Annotated in this window: 17 protein-coding genes; 10 read left to right on the top strand and 7 right to left on the bottom strand. The window is 66.0% G+C overall.

Annotated elements, in window-relative coordinates:
* Positions 1–63 precede the first annotated feature (63 nt).
* The 4 genes from M9955_10250 to M9955_10265 all read right to left on the bottom strand — a co-directional run bounded on the left by M9955_10250 (position 64) and on the right by M9955_10265 (position 3,954).
* Complete coding sequence (locus M9955_10250; protein ID MCO5082021.1) at positions 64–876, bottom strand: ABC transporter permease; 813 nt, start codon at positions 874–876, stop codon at positions 64–66.
* Entirely contained in the window at positions 873–1,769 is an 897-nt protein-coding gene (locus M9955_10255; protein ID MCO5082022.1) for an ABC transporter permease, read from the bottom strand. Before M9955_10255 ends, M9955_10250 begins: the two co-directional genes overlap by 4 nt.
* A complete protein-coding gene (locus tag M9955_10260) occupies positions 1,766–2,845 on the bottom strand; it encodes an ABC transporter ATP-binding protein (GenBank protein ID MCO5082023.1) in 1,080 nt (359 codons plus the stop codon). The genes M9955_10255 and M9955_10260 overlap by 4 nt, the downstream gene beginning before the upstream one ends.
* A 74-nt stretch (positions 2,846–2,919) precedes the next feature.
* Positions 2,920–3,954: an extracellular solute-binding protein gene (locus tag M9955_10265; protein ID MCO5082024.1), complete on the bottom strand. Its 1,035-nt coding sequence runs from the start codon at positions 3,952–3,954 to the stop codon at positions 2,920–2,922.
* 159 nt (positions 3,955–4,113) lie between these two features.
* Between M9955_10265 and M9955_10270 the strand changes: the two genes are divergently transcribed.
* Both M9955_10270 and M9955_10275 read left to right on the top strand, forming a co-directional pair.
* Entirely contained in the window at positions 4,114–4,884 is a 771-nt protein-coding gene (locus M9955_10270; GenBank protein MCO5082025.1) for a FadR family transcriptional regulator, read from the top strand.
* Positions 4,881–6,572 carry an AMP-binding protein gene (locus M9955_10275; GenBank protein ID MCO5082026.1) on the top strand — a complete coding sequence of 564 codons (1,692 nt, stop codon included), beginning with the start codon at positions 4,881–4,883 and terminating at the stop codon, positions 6,570–6,572. The genes M9955_10270 and M9955_10275 overlap by 4 nt, the downstream gene beginning before the upstream one ends.
* 118 nt (positions 6,573–6,690) lie before the next feature.
* Here the strand turns inward: M9955_10275 and M9955_10280 are convergent, their stop codons facing one another.
* The 3 genes from M9955_10280 to M9955_10290 form a co-directional block, all read right to left on the bottom strand.
* A complete protein-coding gene (locus M9955_10280) occupies positions 6,691–7,497 on the bottom strand; it encodes an enoyl-CoA hydratase/isomerase family protein (GenBank protein MCO5082027.1) in 807 nt (268 codons plus the stop codon).
* 11 nt (positions 7,498–7,508) lie between these two features.
* Positions 7,509–8,477: an oxidoreductase gene (locus M9955_10285; GenBank protein MCO5082028.1), complete on the bottom strand. Its 969-nt coding sequence runs from the start codon at positions 8,475–8,477 to the stop codon at positions 7,509–7,511.
* Positions 8,478–8,806: 329 nt separating this feature from the next.
* Positions 8,807–9,565 carry a FadR family transcriptional regulator gene (locus M9955_10290; GenBank protein ID MCO5082029.1) on the bottom strand — a complete coding sequence of 253 codons (759 nt, stop codon included), beginning with the start codon at positions 9,563–9,565 and terminating at the stop codon, positions 8,807–8,809.
* A 131-nt stretch (positions 9,566–9,696) separates the two neighbouring features.
* On the opposite strand from M9955_10290, the gene M9955_10295 reads away from it, so the two are divergent.
* The 8 genes from M9955_10295 (at position 9,697) to ugpC (ending at position 20,615) form a co-directional block, all read left to right on the top strand.
* On the top strand, positions 9,697–11,112 hold the full coding sequence (locus tag M9955_10295) for an FAD-binding oxidoreductase (GenBank protein MCO5082030.1): 1,416 nt from the start codon (positions 9,697–9,699) through the stop codon (positions 11,110–11,112).
* Positions 11,109–14,597, top strand: a complete 3,489-nt coding sequence (locus tag M9955_10300) for an indolepyruvate ferredoxin oxidoreductase family protein (GenBank protein ID MCO5082031.1) — start codon at positions 11,109–11,111, stop codon at positions 14,595–14,597. The genes M9955_10295 and M9955_10300 overlap by 4 nt, the downstream gene beginning before the upstream one ends.
* A gap of 139 nt (positions 14,598–14,736) precedes the next feature.
* Positions 14,737–15,618 (top strand): dihydrodipicolinate synthase family protein, encoded by an 882-nt coding sequence (locus M9955_10305; protein ID MCO5082032.1) that lies wholly within the window; start codon positions 14,737–14,739, stop codon positions 15,616–15,618.
* Entirely contained in the window at positions 15,615–16,289 is a 675-nt protein-coding gene (locus M9955_10310) for a GntR family transcriptional regulator (protein MCO5082033.1), read from the top strand. The genes M9955_10305 and M9955_10310 overlap by 4 nt, the downstream gene beginning before the upstream one ends.
* A 191-nt stretch (positions 16,290–16,480) precedes the next feature.
* Positions 16,481–17,809, top strand: coding sequence for a sugar ABC transporter substrate-binding protein (locus M9955_10315; GenBank protein ID MCO5082034.1), 1,329 nt, complete (start codon positions 16,481–16,483; stop codon positions 17,807–17,809).
* Entirely contained in the window at positions 17,809–18,738 is a 930-nt protein-coding gene (locus tag M9955_10320; GenBank protein MCO5082035.1) for a sugar ABC transporter permease, read from the top strand. The genes M9955_10315 and M9955_10320 overlap by 1 nt, the downstream gene beginning before the upstream one ends.
* The gene (locus M9955_10325; GenBank protein MCO5082036.1) at positions 18,735–19,553 is read left to right on the top strand and encodes a carbohydrate ABC transporter permease; all 819 of its coding nucleotides are present in this window, start codon (positions 18,735–18,737) and stop codon (positions 19,551–19,553) included. Before M9955_10320 ends, M9955_10325 begins: the two co-directional genes overlap by 4 nt.
* 3 nt (positions 19,554–19,556) lie before the next feature.
* Positions 19,557–20,615 carry a sn-glycerol-3-phosphate ABC transporter ATP-binding protein UgpC gene (ugpC, locus tag M9955_10330; protein ID MCO5082037.1) on the top strand — a complete coding sequence of 353 codons (1,059 nt, stop codon included), beginning with the start codon at positions 19,557–19,559 and terminating at the stop codon, positions 20,613–20,615.
* Positions 20,616–20,636: the final 21 nt, after the last annotated feature.

The raw sequence follows: 20,636 nt of genomic DNA on the forward strand, positions 1-20,636 counted from the left end.
TATTTTTCATGGCGCCTTGCTTGTCAAGCGGGCGTGTCTGCCGATACCCCGGGGCACGCCACCTCAAAAGCGCAGCGACCGCAATCCTACCGTGCGGTCTATGGCCAGGATAGCCGCGAAAGTCAGAAATATGCTGAGCGAGGCGATCGCGGCTGCGGTGGGGTCGAAGTTGAAGCGCAGATAGTCGAACAGTTCGAGCGGGAGCGTGTTGTTGCCGACCGACTTCAGGAGCAGCGATATGTTGAAGATGTCGAAGGAGATGACGAAGGCGAACAGGCAGCCGGTGATGATGCCCGGCTTGATCGCCGGCAGCGTCACGCGCCGGAAGGTCATCCATCCGCCCGCGCCGAGGCTGCGCGCGGCTTCCTCCTGCGAATGATCGAAATTGAACAGCGCCGACGAGACGTTGAGGAACACATAGGGGAAGGTGACCACGATGTGGCCGATCTGGATGCCGATCGAGTATTCCGTGCCGATGCCGATCTCGTAGAAATAGAAGAGCAGCGCGATCGCCGTCAGGATCTCCGGCACCAGCAGCGGGCCTGTCATCACCAGCCTCAGCCGGTCGCGTCCCCGTCCCGCATGGCGGGCGACGTAGATGGCCGCGAGCGTGCCGATGACGCCGTTGACCAGCGTTGAGATGGCGGCGATGCGCACCGAATAGAGGGTGGCGTCGAGGAAGCGGCTGTTGGAGAACAGCGACTCGAACCAGCGCAGCGAGAAGCCTTCCAGCGGGAAGGCCAGGAACTCGCCGGAATTGAACGAGAGCAGCACCACCAGCACGATCGGGAACATCAGGAAGATGTAGATCGCGGTCACCAGCGCGACGAACAGCCGGTCCCAGACGGTTTTTTCGACGCCGTCCGCACCTTTCATGGCAGCCTCCGCATCGCGCGCGCCGTCAGCCTGAGATAAAGCCCGACGACGAGAACGGCCACGCCGGCCATGATGATGGCGAGCGCGGCGCCCGCCGGCCAGCGGAAATTGTCGACCAGATACTGCACCACCAGCACCGACATGGTGCGCCCGCCCGTGCCGCCGAGCATGGCGGGCGTCACATACGCGCTGATCGACAGCACGAAGACGAGGATCGTGCCGGCCTGGATGCCGGGCAGGCTAAGCGGCAGGGTCACCTTCAGGAAGGTGCGCATGCGCGATGCGCCAAGCGAGCGCGACGCCATGGCGAGATCCGGACTGATCGCCTGGAGGTTGCCCAGCAGCGGCAGGATGATGAAGGGCAGGAAGACGTGCGTCAGCGCGATCGTCACGCCGAGCGAATTGTTCATGAGCTGGAGCGGAAAGCCGATCACGCCGAGCGTCATCAATGTCTTGTTGGCGACGCCGTTGTTGGAGAGGATGATCATCCAGGCGAAGGTGCGCACCACCAGCCCGACCAGCAGCGGCGAGAGCACGAAGATGTAGAGCAGGCTCGTCCAGCGGGAGCGCGACCTTGCGAGGTGATAGGCCACCAGGTAGCCGAGCAGGAGCGTCAGCACCGTGACGATCGCGCCGATCAGCAGCGTCTTTCCGAGGATTCCCCAGATATAGGGATCGCCGAGCGCGGTAGCGTAGTGCGCCACGGTGAAGCCGTCGCCATAGACCGCGCGGGTCGAGGCCTCGCGCAGGCTCATGGTGATGATGGTGATGTAGGGCAGGGCGAAGAAGCCGATCAGCAGCACCAGCGCCGGCACCAGCATCCAGGCGGGACCGAACCGGCCGACGCCCGGCGGGCGGACGCTTGCGCGCGGGGCGGCTTCGACCGCGCTCATGCGGCGAGCAGCCACGCGTCGCGCGCCGCGAAGCCCAGCGCGACCTGTTCGCCGACCGGCAGCGGATTGCGTCCGCTGACATCGACCGTCATGTCGCCGCCGCTCGCCAGCCGCACCTTCAGCTGCGTCGCATTGCCCTGGTAGATGGCGCTGGCCACCGAGCCCGCGAGCACGTTCTCGTCCGGCGAGGCGGCTGCCGGCTCGCCCTGCCTGCGGGTGCGGATGTTCTCGGGGCGGATCATCACGCTGACGTCGGCGCCCTTTGTCAGACCCGCCGGACCGTGCGCGCCGATCGTTCCGCCGCTGGTCTCGACCTTGTAGGCGTCCGCGCCCAGAACCTCCGCGATCTTGCCGGAGAGCGTGTTCGACCGGCCGATGAAGCCCGCCACCGCCTGCGACGCCGGTCGCTCGTATATGTCGCGCGGCGTCCCGAACTGCGAGATCACGCCGGCATTCATCACCACGATCTTGTCGGACATGACCATCGCTTCCGACTGGTCGTGGGTGACGTAGATGCTGGTGATGCCGACGCGCTGCTGAAGCTCGCGGATGAAGAAGCGCATCTCGTCACGTAATGTAGCGTCGAGATTGGCCAAAGGCTCGTCGAGCAGCAGCACCGAGGGCTCGATGACCAGCGCGCGGGCGAGCGCCACGCGCTGCTGCTGGCCACCCGAAAGCTCGCGCGGAAAGCGCTGCTCGTAGCCCTGCAGCCGCACCATGGCAAGGACGTCCCCGATGCGGCGCTTGCGCTCGGCCGGCGAGACCTTGCGCACCTCGAGGCCGAAGCCGAGATTTTCCGCCACCGTCATATGCGGGAACAGGGCGTAGGACTGGAACACCATGCCGACGTCGCGCTGCTCGGGCAGGGCGCGCGTCATGTCCTTCTCGCCGAAAAGGATGCGGCCGCTGTCGGGCCGTTCGAAACCCGCCACGCACCGAAGCGTGGTGGTCTTGCCGCAACCGCTCGGCCCCAGGAGGGAAACGAACTCTCCCTGGGCGATCGGGACGGAAATGTCCTTCAATATGTGCAGGCTGCCATACTGTTTGTTGATACGATCGATGGTCAGTGCAGTCATCCGGCCACCTCATCCACCCTGCACGTGGGCCGCCGAAGACGGGAAATCTCCGGCGGCGTTTTTCGGGAGCAGCGTCACGCCATCTCGCGGTTCCAGCGGTCGGCGATGTCGGCGGCCTTGTCGACGTAGCTGTCCCAGTTATAGCTCCTGATCTCCGACATGCGGTCGCCGACGATCGGCGTCCGCTTGCGGATCTCGTCGTCCAGCTCCGACGCCTTGTTGCAGGGCGAGGTGTAGAAGGCCTTCGCCATGTCGCGCTGCACGTTGGCGTCGAGCACATAGTTGAGATAGGCGTGGGCGGCGTCCTTCTCCGCACCCGTCCTGACCAGGTTGAAGGACTGCTCGAAGGCCAGAACGCCTTCCTTCGGCGCGACGATGTCGACCGGCGCCCCCTTGTCCTGCAGCACCATGATCTCGGTCCAGTCGACCGGCGCGACGATGGCGTCGCCCCGCATCAGCGCCGTCGACAGCTCGCCGCTCCACGATGCCTGCGAGAAGGGCAGAAGCTCCTTGATCTTGGCGAAGGCCGTATCGAAATCGTCCGGGCCGCTGCCGAACAGCTCGCCGACGAGGCGCAGGAAGACGACGGCGCCGGTGTTGCCGATCTGGTAAAGGCCGGTCCGGCCCTTGAATTCGGGGTTCTCCCAGAGGTCGTGCCAGGACGTCGGCGGCGTCTTGACCATGTCGGTCCGGTAGGCCAGCCCGATCGGGGAGATGATGGAGCGGATGCCGTTGGTGTCCTTGTTGACGAATTGCGGATAGACATTCGCGGCGTTCGGCAGCTTCGACACGTCGAACGGCTCGAAGAAGCCTTCGGCGCGCAGGATGGCGGCGATGTTCTCGTTGCCCATGAAGATGCTGTAGGGCGAGCGGTCGCCGCCGGCGCGGATCTTCGACACGAAATCCTTGCCGAGGCCGACATCGAGCTGCGGCTCGACATCCGTGGCCTCTTTCAGGCCCGGCAGCAGCTTTTCTTCCCAGAACTTCGCCCAAAGACCGCCATAGGTCGGGACGACCAGCGGAGACCGCGCCGAGGCCAGGCGCGGCAGGCCCATCGAGGCAAACGCGGCCGTCGCTGCGACGGCGAATTCACGCCTTGTCAGCTTCATCGAAACATCTCCTATGTTCCCACAAGAACTTCTTATTGTTAGGCTGCCCGGCAGACTCTCCAGTGCGACCGGACAAGGAACGCTTGCATTTTTTTTGCCACCGGTCAACAATTTCGATATTGTAATATTTAAATAAGGGAAGCGAGACGGCAGCGAACGATGAGACGGAGGGAGGAGGTCATACCGGAGATTCAGGCGACGCGGAGCCTCGCGCACCAGATCGCGACGGCGCTGCAGCAGGAGATCGTGCAGGGAACGCTGAGCGTTGCCGAGCGCCTGCCCTCGGAGACCGAGATCGCGAGGCGCTTCAACGTCTCGCAGCCGACGGTTCGCGAGGCGCTCAAGATTCTCGCCGCCAAGAAGCTGGTGCGGTCCAAGCGCGGTCCGAACGGGGGCGTCTTCGTCAACGCGCCGTCGCTGACGACGGCCAGCCAGATGCTGCAGGAAATGACGACATGGTTCGTCGGGCTCGGCGTCTTCGGGCTCAGCGAGATCGTGGAGGCCCGCCTTTTCCTCGGCCGCACCTGCGTGCAGCTCGCGGCGGAGCGCGCCACCGAGGAGGATCTCGCGACCATAGAGGCGACGCTCGAGGCCTTCGAGCGCGCGGACATTTCGGACGAGGAATTCTGCCGGCTGGACGTGGCTTTCCACCACGCCATCGCGCAGGCCACCGGCAACAACGAGTTGCGTTTCATCATGCTGGTGGTCAACGACTCGCTCATCCCCGCCACCAACATGATCTCCTTCCGCTTCCGCGAGCGCGGCCGCGTCGTCGCCCTGCACGCCGACATACTCGAGGCGTTGCGGGCCGGCGATTCCACGGCGGCGACGGCGGCGTTCGAGGAACTCATCGCGTATCAGTCGAGCGTCTACGAGAAGGCGCTGGCGGCCCGGCAGATCGACGCCGCCGGCAAGCAGGAGAGCCTGTGACGCGGATATTCGCCGACGGTCTGGCGCTGATCGAGGAGCGGCAGGCCGATGGCCGCGTCATCTACCGCAATTCGGTCCCTCTGCCGGACGGTCTGCCCGATATCTTTGCGCGCCTGTGTCATTGGGCCGGGACGTCCCCGGACAGGGTGCTGCTCTCCGAACCCGCCGGCGAAGACCGGCGTCACATCACCTATCGCGAGGCGGTTCCGCGCGCCCTCGCCCTGAAAGGGTTGCTGGTTTCGCGGTTCGACCTGCGCAAGGGCGACTGCGTGGCGACGCTGCTGCCCGCCGGCATCGACGCGCTGCTGCTGAAGCTCGCCTGCCTCGCCGGCGGATTCGTCCATGCGACGCTGCCGCCTTTCCCGTTCCGTGACGGCGTGCATGACGACGCCACGAAGCCGTTCCTGCTGGCCGCGAAGCCCAGGCTGATCGTCGCGCCCGACAGGCATCCTGCAATCACCGGCATGGGCGCGCTCGCGGTCTCCGAACTGGCCGCCGATGGCGATGCGGACGAGACTGGAGGCGCCAGCTCCGACGATTGGGCGGCTATCTTCTTCACCTCCGGCAGCACCGGCGCGCCGAAGGGCGTGCCCATCACGCGCGGCATGATCTCGTCCAATCAGGCGGCGATCGTCGCCATGTGGCCGTTCCTTGGCGAGGAGCCGCCGGTTCTGGTCGACTGGCTGCCATGGCATCATGTCTTCGGCGGCCTCGACAACATCTTCAAGATGATCTGGAACGGCGGCACGCTGCATGTCGACGCCGCGCCGAGCCCCGGCGCCATGGACGCCACCGTGCGGCTGATCGAAAAGGTCTCGCCCACGCTGCACATCGCCGTGCCGCTCGGCTTGCGCCTGCTGCTCGACCGGCTGGAAGACGACGACAACGCAGCCCGTGCCTTCACGCGCAGGCTGCGGGCGATCTTCTTTGCCGGCGCGGGCATCGACGCAGCGCTGTGGCGGCGGCTCGCGGCCTTTCGCGATGGCTATGGCGATTTCCAGATCCTTTCCGGCTATGGCGCGACGGAGGCGGCCTCGACCATCTGCCTGTCCCCCGCGCCGCTGGAGCGGCCCGGCGAGCTCGGCTATCCCCTGCCGGGCCATACGATAGCCCTTGCTGATGTCGACGGGCGGCGCGAACTGCGCGTCGCCGGGCCGAATGTCGCGCCCTGCTATCTCATCGAGGGAAACACCGTCCCGCTTCCGACGGATGAGCACGGCTTCTACCGGACGGGAGACGCGGCCGTGATGCGCCGGCGCTCGGACGGTGTCGAGGTCTTCGCCTTCGACGGCAGGCTGGCCGAGGATTTCAAGCTGTCGAGCGGCGTCAAGGTGCGCACCGGCCCCCTGCGTGCCGGTCTTCTGGCGCATTGCGCGCCGCTGCTCGACGACATCGTCATCGCCGGGGAAAACCGCGACCGGCTCGTGGCGCTGGCATTTGCCTCGGCGGCTGGGAAGGCACAGCCGGACCTTGCCGCCGCACTCGCCGCGCTTCTTGGAAGCTGGAACGCCGCGAATGGCGGCGCTTCGACCGCCATCGCCCGGTTCGATCTCGCGTCGGCCCCGCCTGACCGCGGCCGGGGCGAACTTTCCGACAAGGGGCAGATCGTGCAGTCGCGCTATTTGCGCAACCACGCCGGGATTTTCGAGGCGTTGCAGGCGGGCGGCGGTCAGGCGCCCGGAGCATGATCCCGAAAAGTTGCAGACTTTTCGGACACGATCATGCGGCTAATGGAGCATGATCCCGAAAAGTTGTAGACTTTTCGGACACGATCATGCGGCGAATGACGCCTGACGCCATCGATCGTCAGTCGAGGTCGCGGAACGGCTTCTCGCGGATCGCCAGGAATTCCTTCAGCGAATGCTCCTTGAGCAGCCGCATCCAGTAGCGCCCTTCTTCCGAGGCGTGCAGGATCGCGGTCGTCTCGCGGTTGTAGGTCCACGAACTGTCGAGCCCCGCCGTCTGCTGCTGGTGATTGAGCGCGGCCTTGGCGAACTTGATCGCCGCGCCCGGCATGCGGGCGCATTTGCGGGCCAGCTTCTCGCTCTCCGCCTTGAGCCGGTCGCGCGGCACCGCCTTGTTGACGAGGTGGATGCGCTCGGCCTCGCGCCCGTCGATCAGGTCGCCCGTGTACATGAGATGGCGCGCATGGATCATCGGCACGGTCCAGGGCAGCATCAGCGTCGGCGGGGCCGAGACGTGGCGCACCTCGGGCTCGCCGAACAGGGCGTCCTCGGCCGCGATCACCATGTCGCAGCACATCATCAGCTCGAGCCCGCCGGCCAGCGCGTAGCCGTTGACGGCGGCGATGATCGGCAGCGGCGCGTCGCGCAGCACCTGCATGCGGCGCATATTGGCGCCGATGTCCTCGCGCCAGCCTTCCGCGTCCATCTCGAAATCCTCGCCGCCGAGGTCGAAGCCGGAGGTGAAGGCGCGGCCAGCGCCGGTGATGATGACGGCGCGCACGTCCGGGTCCTTCACCGCCCGCCTGACCGCCGCTTCCAGCGCGTCGCCGAGCTCCTGGTTCATGGCGTTCATCTTGTCGGGACGGTTGAGCGTCAGGGTGACGAAGGCGTCCTGTTCGTCCTTGTGCCAGAGTACGGTATCGCTCATTTCTTTCTCCCTCAGGCGATCTCTATGACGACGCGGCCGCGCACGGCGCCAGCCACGATCTTGCCGGCGAGTTCCGGCAACTCGCTCAGCCTGTGCACTTCGGTCATCGCCGCCAGCTTCTCGCGGTCGAGATGTTCGGCCAGCGTCTTCCATGCACGGTCGCGCTTGGCCTGCGGGGCGAAGACGGAATCGACGCCGATAAGCGTCACGGACCGCAATATGTGCGGCATCACCGTGCCCGGCAGGTTGGCGCCGCCCGCCAGTCCGCAGGCCACCACCGCGCCGCCATAGACGGTCTGCGCCAGCACATTGGCGAGCGTGTTGGAGCCGACCGAATCCACCGCGCCGCTCCAGCGTTCCTTCTGCAGCGGCCTGACGTCGCCGGAAAGTTCGGCGCGGTCGATGAAGGCGGAAGCGCCGAGGCCGCTGAGGTAATCGTGCGTCTCGGGGCGGCCGGTGGACGCCACCACGATGTAGCCCTTCGACGACAGCAGGCTGACCGCCGTGGAGCCGACGCCGCCGGCCGCGCCCGTCACCAGAACCTCGCCCTTGCCGGGCTGGATCATGCCCCAGTCCTCGAGCGCGTTCACGCAGAGCGCCGCCGTGTAGCCGGCGGTGCCGATGGCCATGGCCTGCTCCATGCTGAAGGCTTCCGGCAGACGGATCAGCCATTCCGGCTTCAGCCGCTGGAAGCGGGTGTAAGCGCCCCATTCGGTCTCCGAAAGGCCCCAGCCGTTGACGATCACCTTGTCGCCCTGCTTCCACGCGGGCGAGCGCGATTCCACCACTGTGCCGGCGAGATCGATGCCCGCCACCATGGGCAGGCGGCGCGCGATGCGGCCCTTGCCGGAAACGGCGAGGCCGTCCTTGTAGTTGAGGCTGGAATAGCCGATCTCTACCAGCACGTCGTGATCGGGCAGGTCCGATGTGGAGATCTGCTTGAACGCCGCCCTGGGCTTGCCGTCCACATCCTCCAGCATCAGCGCGGTGAAGGTTTCGCTCATTCAATTCTCCAACTGGACATCTGTTGACGAAGGTACGAACTAGGGTCAGGACCTGTTGATTTGACTGGAATGGTCGGAGCGGATTTGCGCGGATGCGCGAAGCAAGGCCGCAGGAAGGCTGAGGCCTTTCAAGGCGTTGCGACAAGCAAGCCCGTGCAAATCAGCCCGATCCGGAGGACGATCGACATGGCGTCGATCTGCCGCGTCAAAGCCTTCGACCGGGGGAGCAACCCCGTTCCTCAGGCCTTTCCTTGCATCTCTCGCCATCTCGAACGCCATCCCAGTCAAATGAACAGGTCCTGACCCTAGCCGCGTTTGGCGCGGGCCGCCTCGCGTTCGGCGCGCCGCTTCAGGCTGACGGCATAGCTGTCGCGCACATAGCTGAGCAGTTCGGAAAGCACGCCGACGGCGCCGGCTCCATCACGCGCCTCGACCGCGTCTGCCAGCCTCTCGTGGAATCCGGCGACGGTGCCGCGCTCGCGCACCTGCGACACGATCATATTGGTGATCGGCATGAAGGCCTCGACCACCGTGTACATCATCAGGCTCAGGGGGCCGTTGCCGGCCGCCGTCACCAGCCCGCGATGAAAGCGCACGTCGGACGCGCAGAACTCCTCGTCGGTCAGCGAGGCCGAGCGCTGGAGCGCGATCTCGGCGCGCATGGCCGCGAGGTCTTCGCCGCTGCGGCGCTCGCAGGCCAGCCGGCAGCATATGGCCTCAGTCTCCAGCCGCGCGCCGATGATCTCGTCGATGTCGAACGCGCCCATGCCGACGAGCAGCGTCGCCGCGCCGGTTATCGCCGAGGAGAGTCCTTCCGGATCGGGACGCTTGACGAAGGTGCCGCCGGCGGGACCGCGCTGCGAGCGGATCAGGTTCTGCGCCGCGAGCCGCTTCAGCGCCTCGCGGATGGTCGGCCGCGAAATGCCGAAGCTCTTCGCCAGTTCCTCCTCGGTCGGCAGGCGCTCGTCGATCTGCAGACGGCCGTCCAGGATGGCGGAGCGGATCTTGTCCGCGACCTGTCTGGCGACCCCCGTGCGCACAACGTCTTCATATTCGATCGGCATGCGCTCTCCTCCGGCTTGACCGTGTGTCACGGCCATCGCCATTGACATCTAAACAATATAAGTTTGACAAATATTGCAAGCGAAATAGGCTGTTCCAGCCGTCCGGCATTGCGGGCGCATCTCAGGACATCATGGCTGTCTCCATCGACATGCTTCTTTCCCGCTTGGAACGCCGTCTGGACAGGGCGGGCATCCTGGCGGGCGAGGCGATTGACCCACGCTACGGCGACGACCTTTCCGGAGGCGGTTCGCTTCGGCCGGCGGCTGTGTTCCGTCCGCGTCATGGCGCGGACGTCGCCGCCATTCTGGGTGTATGCAACGAACTTGGCCAGCCTTTGGTGGTGCAGGGAGGGCGAACCGGCCTTTCCGGTGGTGCGCGCGTCGGGGCAGGCGAGGCGGTGCTTTCGCTGGAGCGCATGACCGTGCTTTCGCCGGTCGAACCGGCGGCCGGCACGGTCGTCGCGGAGGCGGGAGCGCCTCTGCAGGCCGTGCAGGAGCATGCCGGGGCGGCAGGCTTCCTCTTCGGCGTGGACATAGGCGCGCGCGGCACCGCCACCATCGGCGGCAACATCGCCACCAATGCCGGCGGCATACGCGTGCTGCGCTACGGCAGTTTCCGCGCTCAGGTGCTGGGCGTGGAGGCCGTGCTCGCCGACGGCAGCGTGCTCTCCTCTCTGAAAGGCCTTGCCAAGGACAACAGCGGCTACGATCTCAGCCAGCTTTTCATCGGCAGCGAGGGCACGCTGGGCGTGGTGACGCGCGCCTGCCTGCGCCTTCACCCGAAGCCGGTCACGCAAGCGATCGCCTTCTGCGCGATGCCGTCGCTCGATGCGGCGATGGCGCTGCTGAAATTCCTGCGCGGGCGGCTCGGCACTCTGCTGTCCGGCTTCGAGCTTATCTTCGATCCGCTGATGAGCGAGATGACCCGGACGCTCGGCCTCAACGCGCCCGTCCGGCTCGACGCTTCCGTCTACGTGCTTGCCGACATCCAGGGCATGTCGCCCGGAACCGACGAGACCGTCTTCGCCGAGGCGCTCGGGCAGGCGATGGAGGACGGGCTGGTGACGGACGCGGCGCTGTCGCAGTCGGATCGCGAGTTCCACGCGCTGTGGGCGCTGCGCGACGACTGCAACCGCTATCTCTTCGCGCTGAATTCCCTGCTGAGTCTCGACGTCAGCCTGCCGCTTCCGCGCATGGGCGAATTCCTGATCGAGGCCGGAGCGGCGCAGCAGAAGGCCGATCCATCCGCGCGCGACTATGTCTTCGGCCATCTCGGCGACGGCAACCTGCATTACTGCGTGGTGACGGACCGGCCGGACGCCGTGGCCGAGGCCGTTTTCCGCTGCGTGAAGCGCGCTGGCGGCTCCATTTCCGCCGAACACGGGATCGGCCTCGACAAGAAGCCCTATCTGCACCTCTCCCGCAGCGAGGCGGAAATCGCAACGATGCGCCGGCTGAAGGCCGCGCTCGACCCCAACGGCATCCTCAATCCCGGCCGCATCTTCGACATGGACGACGGCAGGATGCTCCGGAGGCAAGAAAGATGACGTCGGCACAAGCCCTCGAAGCCACAATCTCCGCACCCCGCCCGGCCGCGAAGGCCTCGGCGCTGGACGAACGCTACGCGCTGGAGCGCGGGCGCATCCTCGTTTCCGGCACGCAGGCGCTGGTGAGGCTGATGATGGTGCAGCGTCAGCGCGATCTCGCCGCCGGGCTCAACACCGCCGGCTATGTATCCGGCTATCGCGGCTCGCCGCTCGCCGGCTTCGACCGCGAGGCCGAGCGTGCGAAAAAATATCTGAAGGCGAACCACATCGTCTTCCAGCCGGGCCTCAACGAGGACATGGCGGCGACCGCGGTGTGGGGCACGCAGCAGGTCGGCATATTCCCCGGCGCGCGCTATGACGGCGTCTTCTCCATGTGGTACGGCAAGGGGCCGGGCGTCGACCGCAGCATGGATGTCATCCGCCATGCCAACGCCGTCGGCACGGGCCGGCATGGCGGCGTGCTGCTTCTGGTCGGCGACGATCACGCCGCCGTCTCCTCGACTTTGCCGCACCAGAGCGAGCACAATCTGATCTCCGCCATGGTGCCGCTGCTGTCGCCGGCCGGCATCGGCGAATATATCGACTACGGCCTGCTCGGCTGGGCGCTCAGCCGCTATTCCGGCGCGTGGGCAGGCTTCAAGTGCCAGACGGAGATCGTCGAATGCTCGGCCACGGTCGACCTCGATCCCGACCGGCTCGCCATCGTCACGCCGGACATCGCCTTGCCGGCGGACGGCCTGTCCATGCGCTGGCCGGACGGATCGCATGCCATGGAGCGGCGGCTGGAAGCAAAGATGCAGGCGGTGCAGGCTTTCGCCCGCGCCAACCGTCTGGATCGCGAGGTGTGGCCTTCACCCTCCGCCCGTCTCGGCATCGTCTCCACCGGCAAATCCTGGCTCGACCTCAAGGGCGCGCTGTCCCTGCTCGGCATCGACGAACGCGAGGCGGAAAAACTCGGCCTGAAGCTCTACAAGGTCGGCATGGTCTGGCCGCTGGAGCCGGAAGGTCTGCGCGATTTCGCCAAGGGGCTGGAAGAGCTTCTGGTGGTGGAGGAGAAGCGCCCGGTCATCGAGGAGCAGGTCAAGTCGCAGCTCTTCAACATGCCGGCGGACCGCCGGCCGCGGGTGAGCGGCAAGGCCGACACGCGCGGCGCGCCGCTTCTGACGGCGCTCGGCGAGCTCGGCCCGCTCGCCATTGCCCGCGCCATCCTCGCATGGCTGGGCGACAGGGCGCCGCATCTCGCCGCGCGCGGGGAACTCGTTTCGAGGCTCGGCGCTCCCGTTCCCGCCGAGCCCGGCCTGCTGACGCGCGAGCCCTATTTCTGCTCGGGCTGCCCGCACTCGACCTCCACCGTCCTGCCCAAGGGCAGCCGCGCGTCCACCGGCATCGGCTGCCACATGATGGTGGTGGGCATGGAGCGCGACACCGCCACCTTCACCCAGATGGGCGGCGAAGGCGGCTCGTGGATCGGGCTTTCGCCCTTTACCGACGAGAAGCACATCTTCGTCAATATGGGCGACGGCACCTATTTCCATTCCGGCCTGCTCGCCATCCGCGCCGCCATCGCGGCGAAGGTCAACGCCACCTACAAGATCCTCTTCAACGACGCGGTCGCCATGACCGGCGGCCAGCGGCATGACGGAGAGCTTTCCGTACCGCTGATCGTCGGTCAGGTGCTGGCCGAGGGCGCGCAGCGCGTCGCCGTCGTATCGGAACGGCCGGAGCTGCTGGAAGGCCTGTTGCCGCGTGAGGTCCACATACGTCACCGCGACGAGCTCGACGCCGTGCAGCGCGAGCTGCGCGAGGTCGAAGGCGTCACCGTGCTGATCTACGATCAGGTCTGCGCCGCCGAGAAGCGCCGACGCCGAAAGCGCGGCGCCTATCCCGTCTCGCCGAAGCGCGCCTTCATCAACGAACTGGTCTGCGAGGGCTGCGGCGATTGCTCGGCCGTCTCCAACTGCATCTCGGTCGAGCCGCGCGAGACCGAGTTCGGCCGCAAGCGCGCCATCAACCAGTCGAGCTGCAACACCGACCTGTCATGCACAAAGGGGTTTTGCCCGAGCTTCCTCACCATCGAGGGCGGCGGCCTGCGCAAGCCGCGCGCCAGAGCCGGAGCCGGGGCCGATGCGGCGCTCGACAAGCCGGCGCTCCCGGCTCTTGGCGACCAACCCTACGGCATGCTGCTCACCGGCATCGGCGGCACGGGCGTCATCACCGTCAGCGCGATCCTGTCGCAGGCCGCGCATCTCGACGGACTGTCGCTGGTGACGCTCGACCAGACCGGCCTTGCCCAGAAGAACGGCGCGGTCGTCTCGCATATCCGCCTCGCCCGCGCGCCGGAGACCATCAGCGCCGCGCGCATCGGCCCCGGCGAGGCCGACCTCGTTCTCGGCTTCGATCTCGTGGTGGCTGCCTCGCAGGCCGCGATCGCGACCTTCGCCAGGGAGCGCACAAAAGCGGTGGTGGACGATCACTTCGCGCCGACCGCCTCCTTCGTGAAGGACACCACCATCGATTTCCGTGAAAGCGCGACGTTGCGCCGGCTCCGCAATGCCGGAGCGCAGGGCGCGGTCACGACGCTGCCGGCCACAAAGCTCGCCACCGCGCTGTTCGGCGACAGCATCGCCGCCAACATGTTCCTGCTCGGCCATGCCTGGCAGAAGGGGCTGGTGCCGATCAGCCGCGCGGCGCTCGAAAAGGCAATCGAGCTGAATGGCGCCGGCGTCGCGATGAACAGCGCGGCCTTCGCCTGGGGGCGTCTTTCGGCCGTCGATCCTGATGCGGTGCAGAGGCAGGCTGGATTTGTCGAGCCGGCCGCCGGGGAAAAGACGCTGGACGAGATCGTCGCGCATCGCTCCGATTTCCTCACTGCCTATCAGGATGAAGCCTACGCTGCGCGTTATCGCGCGCTGGTTGAAAAGGCCCGGCAGGTCGAGGCGCGCGTCGCGCCCGGCGAACAGGCCTTCGCCAAGGCGGTCGCGAAGGCGGCGTTCAGGCTGATGGCCTACAAGGACGAATACGAGGTGGCGCGGCTCCATCTCGATCCCGCCATGCGCCAAAAGCTCGCCGAGCAGTTCGAGGGCGGCTACAAGCTGAAGTACAATCTCGCGCCGCCCATGCTGACCCGCATCGATCCGCGCACTGGCCATCCGGCCAAGATCGCCCTCGGCCGCTGGATCGAGCCGGCCTTCTGGATGCTGACGAAATTGAAGGGCCTGCGCGGCACGCGCTTCGATCCGTTCGGCCGCACCGCCGAGCGCAGAATGGAGCGTCAGTTGATCGAGGATTATTTCGCGCTGGTCGAGAAACTGACGGCCCGCCTGTCGCGGGAGAGCATTGCCACGGCGGTCCAGCTGGCCAGCCTGCCCGAGGAAATCCGCGGCTACGGCCATGTGAAGCTCGCCGCTGTCGAGCGATTCGAAAAACGGAAGGCGGACCTTCTGAACGCACTCGGCTCATCCGAGCCGGTCGGCAAGGCCGCCTGAGCGAACTGCGCTGGAGCGAAAGGCATTCATCGCAGCGCGACCGGACTCCGTCCGGCCGCCCGGACGAACTGTCGCGCGTCAGCTTGACTGACGCTGACCTGCTGCTAACATGTCAGTCATAGTTTCAGATGGATATGTGATGCCCAGGAAGCAGATTTTCGGCCTGTCCGCGGCGTTGGTGACGCCTTTCCGCGCCGATGGCGGCATCGATCTGGAGCGGCTGGTATCCCATGCGCGTCAGGTGCTGGCCGATGGCTGCGATTCGGTGACGGTTTTCGGCACCACCGGCGAGGGCTACGGCATCAGTCTTTCGGAAAGGGCTGCGATGCTCGGGGCGCTGGCCGGCAACGGCATCGACCCGGCGCGTAGCTATGCGGGCGTGTCGGCGGCGCCGATGGATGACGCCGTGGCGCAGGCCCGCCTCGCGCTCGACGCCGGCGTGCGCGGTCTTCTCTTCGCGCCGCCCTTCTACCTCAAGGGCGTCGAGGACGAAGGGCTCTACGCCTGGTTCTCCAGGGTCATCGAGCGCATCGGACCGGCGGCGCGCGGCATCATCCTCTATCACATCCCCGGTCAGACGGCGGTCTCGCTTTCGGTCGATCTGGTCGGCCGCCTCAAGGCGGCGTTTCCGGGCGTGATCGCCGGGGTGAAGGATTCTTCCGGCAAGTGGGAGGATGCGGAGGCTTTCCTCGCCGCGCATCCGGAACTGGCCATCCTCATCGGCGACGAGCGGCTTCTGGCGCGCGCCGTGCGCAAGGGTGCGCAGGGCTCGATCTGCGGCCTCGCCAATGTCGCGCCGCAGCTTCTGCTGCCTGTCATCCACAAGGGCAGGGACAGCGAAAAGGTGACGGAGCTGGTCGACATGATCACCAGTTTTCCGGTCCTGCCTGCGGTCAAGGCGCTGACGGCCCATATCCGCAAGGACAGGGCGTTCATCCGCATGCGGCCTCCCGTCAGCGACCTTGCGCCGGCTTTGCAGAAGAAGGCGATCGCGGCCTACGAACGGATCATGGCCGCATGACGGAGTTCGGCGTGCCAGCTTCGGGCGAGAACCAGAACCTGCGCGATCAGGCCTATGCCGGATATACGCGCAGCCTCTTGGCGCGCCAGATCAGGCCCGGGCAGTTCATCACCCAGCGCGAGCTTGTGGAGATGACCGGCTTCTCGCTCGGCTCCATCCGCGAGCTCGTGCCCCGGCTGGAGGCGGAAGGGCTTATCAGGACCGTGCCGCAGCGCGGGATGCAGGTGCCTCAGGTCGACCTGGCGCTGGTGCGCAACGCCTTCCAGTTCCGCGCCTTCCTCGAAGTGGCGGCCGCGCGCCTGTTCGCCCGCGATGCGCCGATGGAGCTGATCGCCTCGCTGCGGAAGAGCCACGAGCGCATCATCGCCCGCCACGAGGCCGGGGAGGACGCCAACCTGATGGAGGATGCGGAGGCGGTCGACCTGTCCCTGCACGAGGCGGTGATCGGCCTGCAGAACAACGAGATCCTGAGCAACGCCTATCGGGTCAACTGGATCAAGATCAAGCTGATCCGGCTGGCCGAGACGCGCCTCTACGTGACGATGATCCCGTCGGTAATGGGCGAGCACCTGAAGATCATCGAGGCGTTCGAGCGGCGCGACGAGGATGCCGCCGCGACGGCGATCTCGGAGCATATAGACGTCGCGCGGCGTCGAGCGGTCAATATCTAAAGCATGCCGCCCGAAAGTGGGAACCGGTTTCGGGACAACGACATGCGAAAAAACAATAACTTGAAGCGTGTCGCCTGATTCCGGTTCGATGCGACACGCTTTAGGGTTTTACCCTGGATTTGCCTGCAAGCTTGCCTCGCGGCCGCAGGTCTTCATAAAGTGAGCGCAAAACGAAGAAGGAGGAGACGATCATGTTCAGAAAATTCAACCCCAATCGCCGGGATTTCCTCGCGGGCGCGGCGGGGCTTGGCGCTGCCGGTGCGCTGGGCATCCGTCCCGCTTTCGCCGACGTGGACTGGAAGAAATTCTCCGGCCAGACGCTCGAGGTCAATCTGGTCAAGAGCCCGCGCAGCGACACGCTGATGAAATACATGTCCGAGTTCGAGGAGCTGACAGGCATCAAGGTCAATGCCGAGGCCACGCCCGAGCAGCAGCAGCGCCAGAAGACGGTCATCGAGCTGTCTTCGGGCAAGCCGAGCTTCGACGTCGTGCATCTCAGCTACCACGTCCAGAAGCGCCAGTTCGAGAAGGCCGGATGGCTGGCCGACATAGGCGGCTTCCTCAAGGACCCATCGCTCACCGATGCGGGCCTGACCGAAGGCGATTTCGCCGAGGCGGGTCTTGAGTTCGCCAAGAACGATCAGGGCGTCTTGCTGTCGCTGCCCTTCTCGGTGGATTACTGGATCGTCTACTGGAACAAGGAGCTGTTCGAGCAGAAGGGCCTGCAGTATCCGGCGACGTTCGAGGACATGGCCAAGGCCGCCGAGGCGCTGACCGACAAGGATGCCGGCACCTTCGGCTTCGTGGCGCGGGGCATCAAGAACGCCAACGTGCCGGTGTGGACCTCGCTGATGCTCGGCTACGGCAAGTATGCGGTCGAGAATGGTGCGTTGAACACGGAGAGCCCGGAAGCGGTCGAGGCCGCGGCGCTCTACAAGCGCCTGATGACGGCATCCGCGCCTCCCGGCGTCGCCGGCTTCAACTGGGCTGAGTCGCAATCCGCCTTCCTGCAGGGCAAGATCGGTATGTGGTTCGACGGCGTCGGCTTCGCGCCGCCTCTGGAGGACCCGAACAAGTCGCGCGTCGTCGGCAAGGTCGGCTACGGAGTCATGCCGAAGGGGCCGAGCGCGCATGCCTCGGGAACTTTCGGCGACGGCATCGGCGTCACCGCCGCGAGCGAGAAGAAGGAGGCCGCCTATCTGTTCTGCCAGTGGGCCGTGTCGCCGCTGATGGGCGCCCGGCTGCTTCAGGCCGGCGCCGGCGTTCCCTTCCGCAAGTCGGTGCTGGGCGATCCGAAGGTGCGCGAGGGCGTCACCATGCCCGGCGAGTGGGTCGATGCGGTGGCCGGTTCCGGCGAGATCAGCAAGCTCGCCCTGCCGGTCATCATCCCGGTCACCGAGTTCCGCGACACTTTTGGCGTGGCGCTCACCAACCTGATCTCCGGCGGCGATCCGGCGGCCGAGCTGAAGAAGGCGACGGAAGCCTTCAAGCCTGTGCTGGAAAAGAGCGAAAAGGCCTGATGGCCGCTACGGCGCACCGCACGCCGACGATCGAGGAATTGGCGGGCCAGCATATCAGGCTGGCCCCCAACTACTGGCCGTTCGTCATTCCGGCGCTCGTCGTGGTGCTCTCGGTGATCGTGTTTCCGTGGGTGTTCACCATATGGATGAGCACGCAGGAATTCACGCTGGGACAGGAGCGGCATTTCGTCGGCGGCGCCAACTATGCCCGCCTGTGGGGCGATCCGCGCTTCTGGGAATCGCTCGTCCACACCTTGTGGTACACCCTGCTCTCCGTCGTCCTGCCGCTGTTTCTCGGCACGCTGGCGGCGCTCGTCTTCGATTCGAAATTCCCGCTGCGCGGCTTCCTGCGCGGCATCTTCGTCATGCCGATGATGGCGACGCCCGTGGCGATCGCGCTGGTGTGGACCATGATGTTCCATCCGCAGCTCGGCGTTCTGAACTACCTTCTGTCGCTGGTCGGCATTCCGGCGCAGGAATGGATATTCAATCCGAACACCGTCATCCCCTCCCTGGTCGCGGTGGAGACGTGGCAATGGACGCCGCTGGTCATGCTGATCGTGCTGGGCGGGCTGGCCTCCATGCCGCGCGAGCCGTTCGAAAGCGCGGAGATCGACGGCGCCAATGCGTGGCAGCAGTTCCGCTACCTCACCCTGCCGATGATAGCGCCCTTCATCATGGTCGCGGCCATCATCCGCAGCATCGACGCGCTGAAGAGTTTCGACATCATCTACGCCATGACGCAGGGCGGCCCCGGCACGGCGTCGGAAACGATAAACATCTATCTCTACAACACGGCCTTCGCCTATTACGACATCGGCTATTCGTCGGCGATGGCGATCGTCTTCTTCGTCATCATCGTCGCCATGTCGCTGGCGCTCCTCATGCTGCGCCAGCGCATGCAATGGTCGGAGGCCGAGGGCAGATGAGCACCTTCTGGAACCGGCTCGGCATGTTCTTTCTGGCGCTCGTCATCGTGTCGCCGGCCATCCTGTTCTTCCTCTGGATGATCTCGCTGTCGCTCAAATACGAGATCGACAACGGCGCCTATCCGCCGATCCTCATTCCGGAGCGCTTCGCCTGGTCGAACTATGCGCAGGTGTTCCGCGAGAACAATTTCTTCCTCTATTTCTGGAACTCGCTGCTGGTCACCGGCTCGGCGACGCTGCTGGCGCTCCTCATCGGCGTCCCGGCCGGCTACGGCATCGCGCGGCTGAAGGCGGAGAAGTCGGCCATCGTCGTCATGATCGCGCGCATGACGCCGGGCCTGTCCTATCTCATCCCGCTCTATCTGCTGTTCCAGTGGATCGGCCTGCTCGGCAGCATCTGGCCGCAGATCATCATCCATCTCGTGGTCACGGTGCCCATCGTCGTCTGGGTGATGATCGGTTATTTCGAGACGACGCCGATGGAGCTGGAGGAAGCCGCCAGCATCGACGGCGCCACGTCCTGGCAGGTGTTCCGCATGGTGGCGCTGCCCATCGCCAAGCCGGGCGTCGTGGTTGCGCTGATCCTCGCGGTCATCTTCTCGTGGAACAATTTCGTCTTCGGCATCGTGCTGGCCAACCGCGAGACGCGCACGCTGCCGGTCGCCGTCTACAATATGCTGTCCTACGAGCAGGTCGCGTGGGGACCTCTGGCCGCCGCCGCCCTCGTGGTGACGCTGCCGGTGCTGGTCCTGACCATGTTCGCGCAGCGGCAGATCGTGGCCGGCCTCACCGCCGGCGCCGTCAAGGGTGGGTGAAGCATGGCCTCGGTCGAGATCAGCGACGTGCGCAAGGAGTTCGGCGCCACCAAGGTCATCCGAGGCGTTTCCGCCGACATAAGGGATGGCGAGTTCGTGGTGCTGGTCGGCCCGTCCGGCTGCGGCAAGTCCACGCTGCTGCGGATGATCGCCGGGCTGGAGACGATCACCGGCGGCACGATCAGCATCGGCGGCCGCGTGGTCAACGCGCTCAGGGCGCGCGACCGCAACATCGCCATGGTCTTCCAGAATTACGCGCTCTATCCGCACATGACGGTCGCCGACAATATGGGCTTCGCGCTCAAGCTGAAGAAGGCGGACCCTGCCGACACGGCGGCGCGGGTGAAGCGCGCGGCCGAAATCCTCGGGCTGGAGAAGTTGCTCGGCCGCTTCCCGCGCCAGCTCTCGGGCGGCCAGCGCCAGCGCGTCGCCATGGGCCGCGCCATCGTCCGCAACCCGGACGTGTTCCTGTTCGACGAGCCGCTGTCCAATCTCGACGCCAAGCTGCGCGTGCAGATGCGCGGCGAGATCAAGGGGCTGCACCAGCGCCTCGGCACCACGACCGTCTATGTCACGCACGACCAGATCGAGGCGATGACCATGGCCGACAAGATCGTCGTCATGCATGACGGCATCGTCGAGCAGACGGGCGCGCCGCTGGAGCTCTACGAGCGGCCGGCCAACCTGTTCGTCGCCGGCTTCATCGGTTCGCCGTCGATGAATTTCGTTCCAGGCCGGATCGATAAAGGCCGCTTCGTCAGCGCGAGCGGCCTCGAACTCCCGCTGCCGTCGGCCGCTGCGTCGGTGCATGAAGGCCGGGAAGTCGTCTACGGCATCCGTCCGGAGCATATCCAGTCGGCGCCGGACGGCCTTCGCGGGCGCGCGGAACTGGTCGAGCCGACGGGGTCGGAAGTGTTCGCGCGGCTCGATTGCGGCGGCGAGATGCTCACCTGCCTTTTCCGTGAGAGGGGGCTCGTCCTGCGGCATGACGACGAGATCGCCATGCGCATCGATCCGGCCGACGTGCACCTGTTCGACCGCGCTTCCGGAGCACGGATCTAGGGTCCTGACCCTGGAGCATTT

The organism is Rhizobiaceae bacterium (assembly GCA_023953845.1).
Classification (GTDB): domain Bacteria; phylum Pseudomonadota; class Alphaproteobacteria; order Rhizobiales; family Rhizobiaceae; genus Arvimicrobium.

Coding starts and splice junctions, on each gene's coding strand:
- M9955_10250 (MCO5082021.1), bottom strand. CDS start 876: ATGAAAGGTGCGGACGGCGTCGAAAAAACCGTCTGGGACCGGCTGTTC.
- M9955_10255 (MCO5082022.1), bottom strand. CDS start 1,769: ATGAGCGCGGTCGAAGCCGCCCCGCGCGCAAGCGTCCGCCCGCCGGGC.
- M9955_10260 (MCO5082023.1), bottom strand. CDS start 2,845: ATGACTGCACTGACCATCGATCGTATCAACAAACAGTATGGCAGCCTG.
- M9955_10265 (MCO5082024.1), bottom strand. CDS start 3,954: ATGAAGCTGACAAGGCGTGAATTCGCCGTCGCAGCGACGGCCGCGTTT.
- M9955_10270 (MCO5082025.1), top strand. CDS start 4,114: ATGAGACGGAGGGAGGAGGTCATACCGGAGATTCAGGCGACGCGGAGC.
- M9955_10280 (MCO5082027.1), bottom strand. CDS start 7,497: ATGAGCGATACCGTACTCTGGCACAAGGACGAACAGGACGCCTTCGTC.
- M9955_10285 (MCO5082028.1), bottom strand. CDS start 8,477: ATGCTGGAGGATGTGGACGGCAAGCCCAGGGCGGCGTTCAAGCAGATC.
- M9955_10290 (MCO5082029.1), bottom strand. CDS start 9,565: ATGCCGATCGAATATGAAGACGTTGTGCGCACGGGGGTCGCCAGACAG.
- M9955_10295 (MCO5082030.1), top strand. CDS start 9,697: ATGGCTGTCTCCATCGACATGCTTCTTTCCCGCTTGGAACGCCGTCTG.
- M9955_10300 (MCO5082031.1), top strand. CDS start 11,109: ATGACGTCGGCACAAGCCCTCGAAGCCACAATCTCCGCACCCCGCCCG.
- M9955_10305 (MCO5082032.1), top strand. CDS start 14,737: ATGCCCAGGAAGCAGATTTTCGGCCTGTCCGCGGCGTTGGTGACGCCT.
- M9955_10310 (MCO5082033.1), top strand. CDS start 15,615: ATGACGGAGTTCGGCGTGCCAGCTTCGGGCGAGAACCAGAACCTGCGC.
- M9955_10315 (MCO5082034.1), top strand. CDS start 16,481: ATGTTCAGAAAATTCAACCCCAATCGCCGGGATTTCCTCGCGGGCGCG.
- M9955_10320 (MCO5082035.1), top strand. CDS start 17,809: ATGGCCGCTACGGCGCACCGCACGCCGACGATCGAGGAATTGGCGGGC.
- M9955_10325 (MCO5082036.1), top strand. CDS start 18,735: ATGAGCACCTTCTGGAACCGGCTCGGCATGTTCTTTCTGGCGCTCGTC.
- ugpC (MCO5082037.1), top strand. CDS start 19,557: ATGGCCTCGGTCGAGATCAGCGACGTGCGCAAGGAGTTCGGCGCCACC.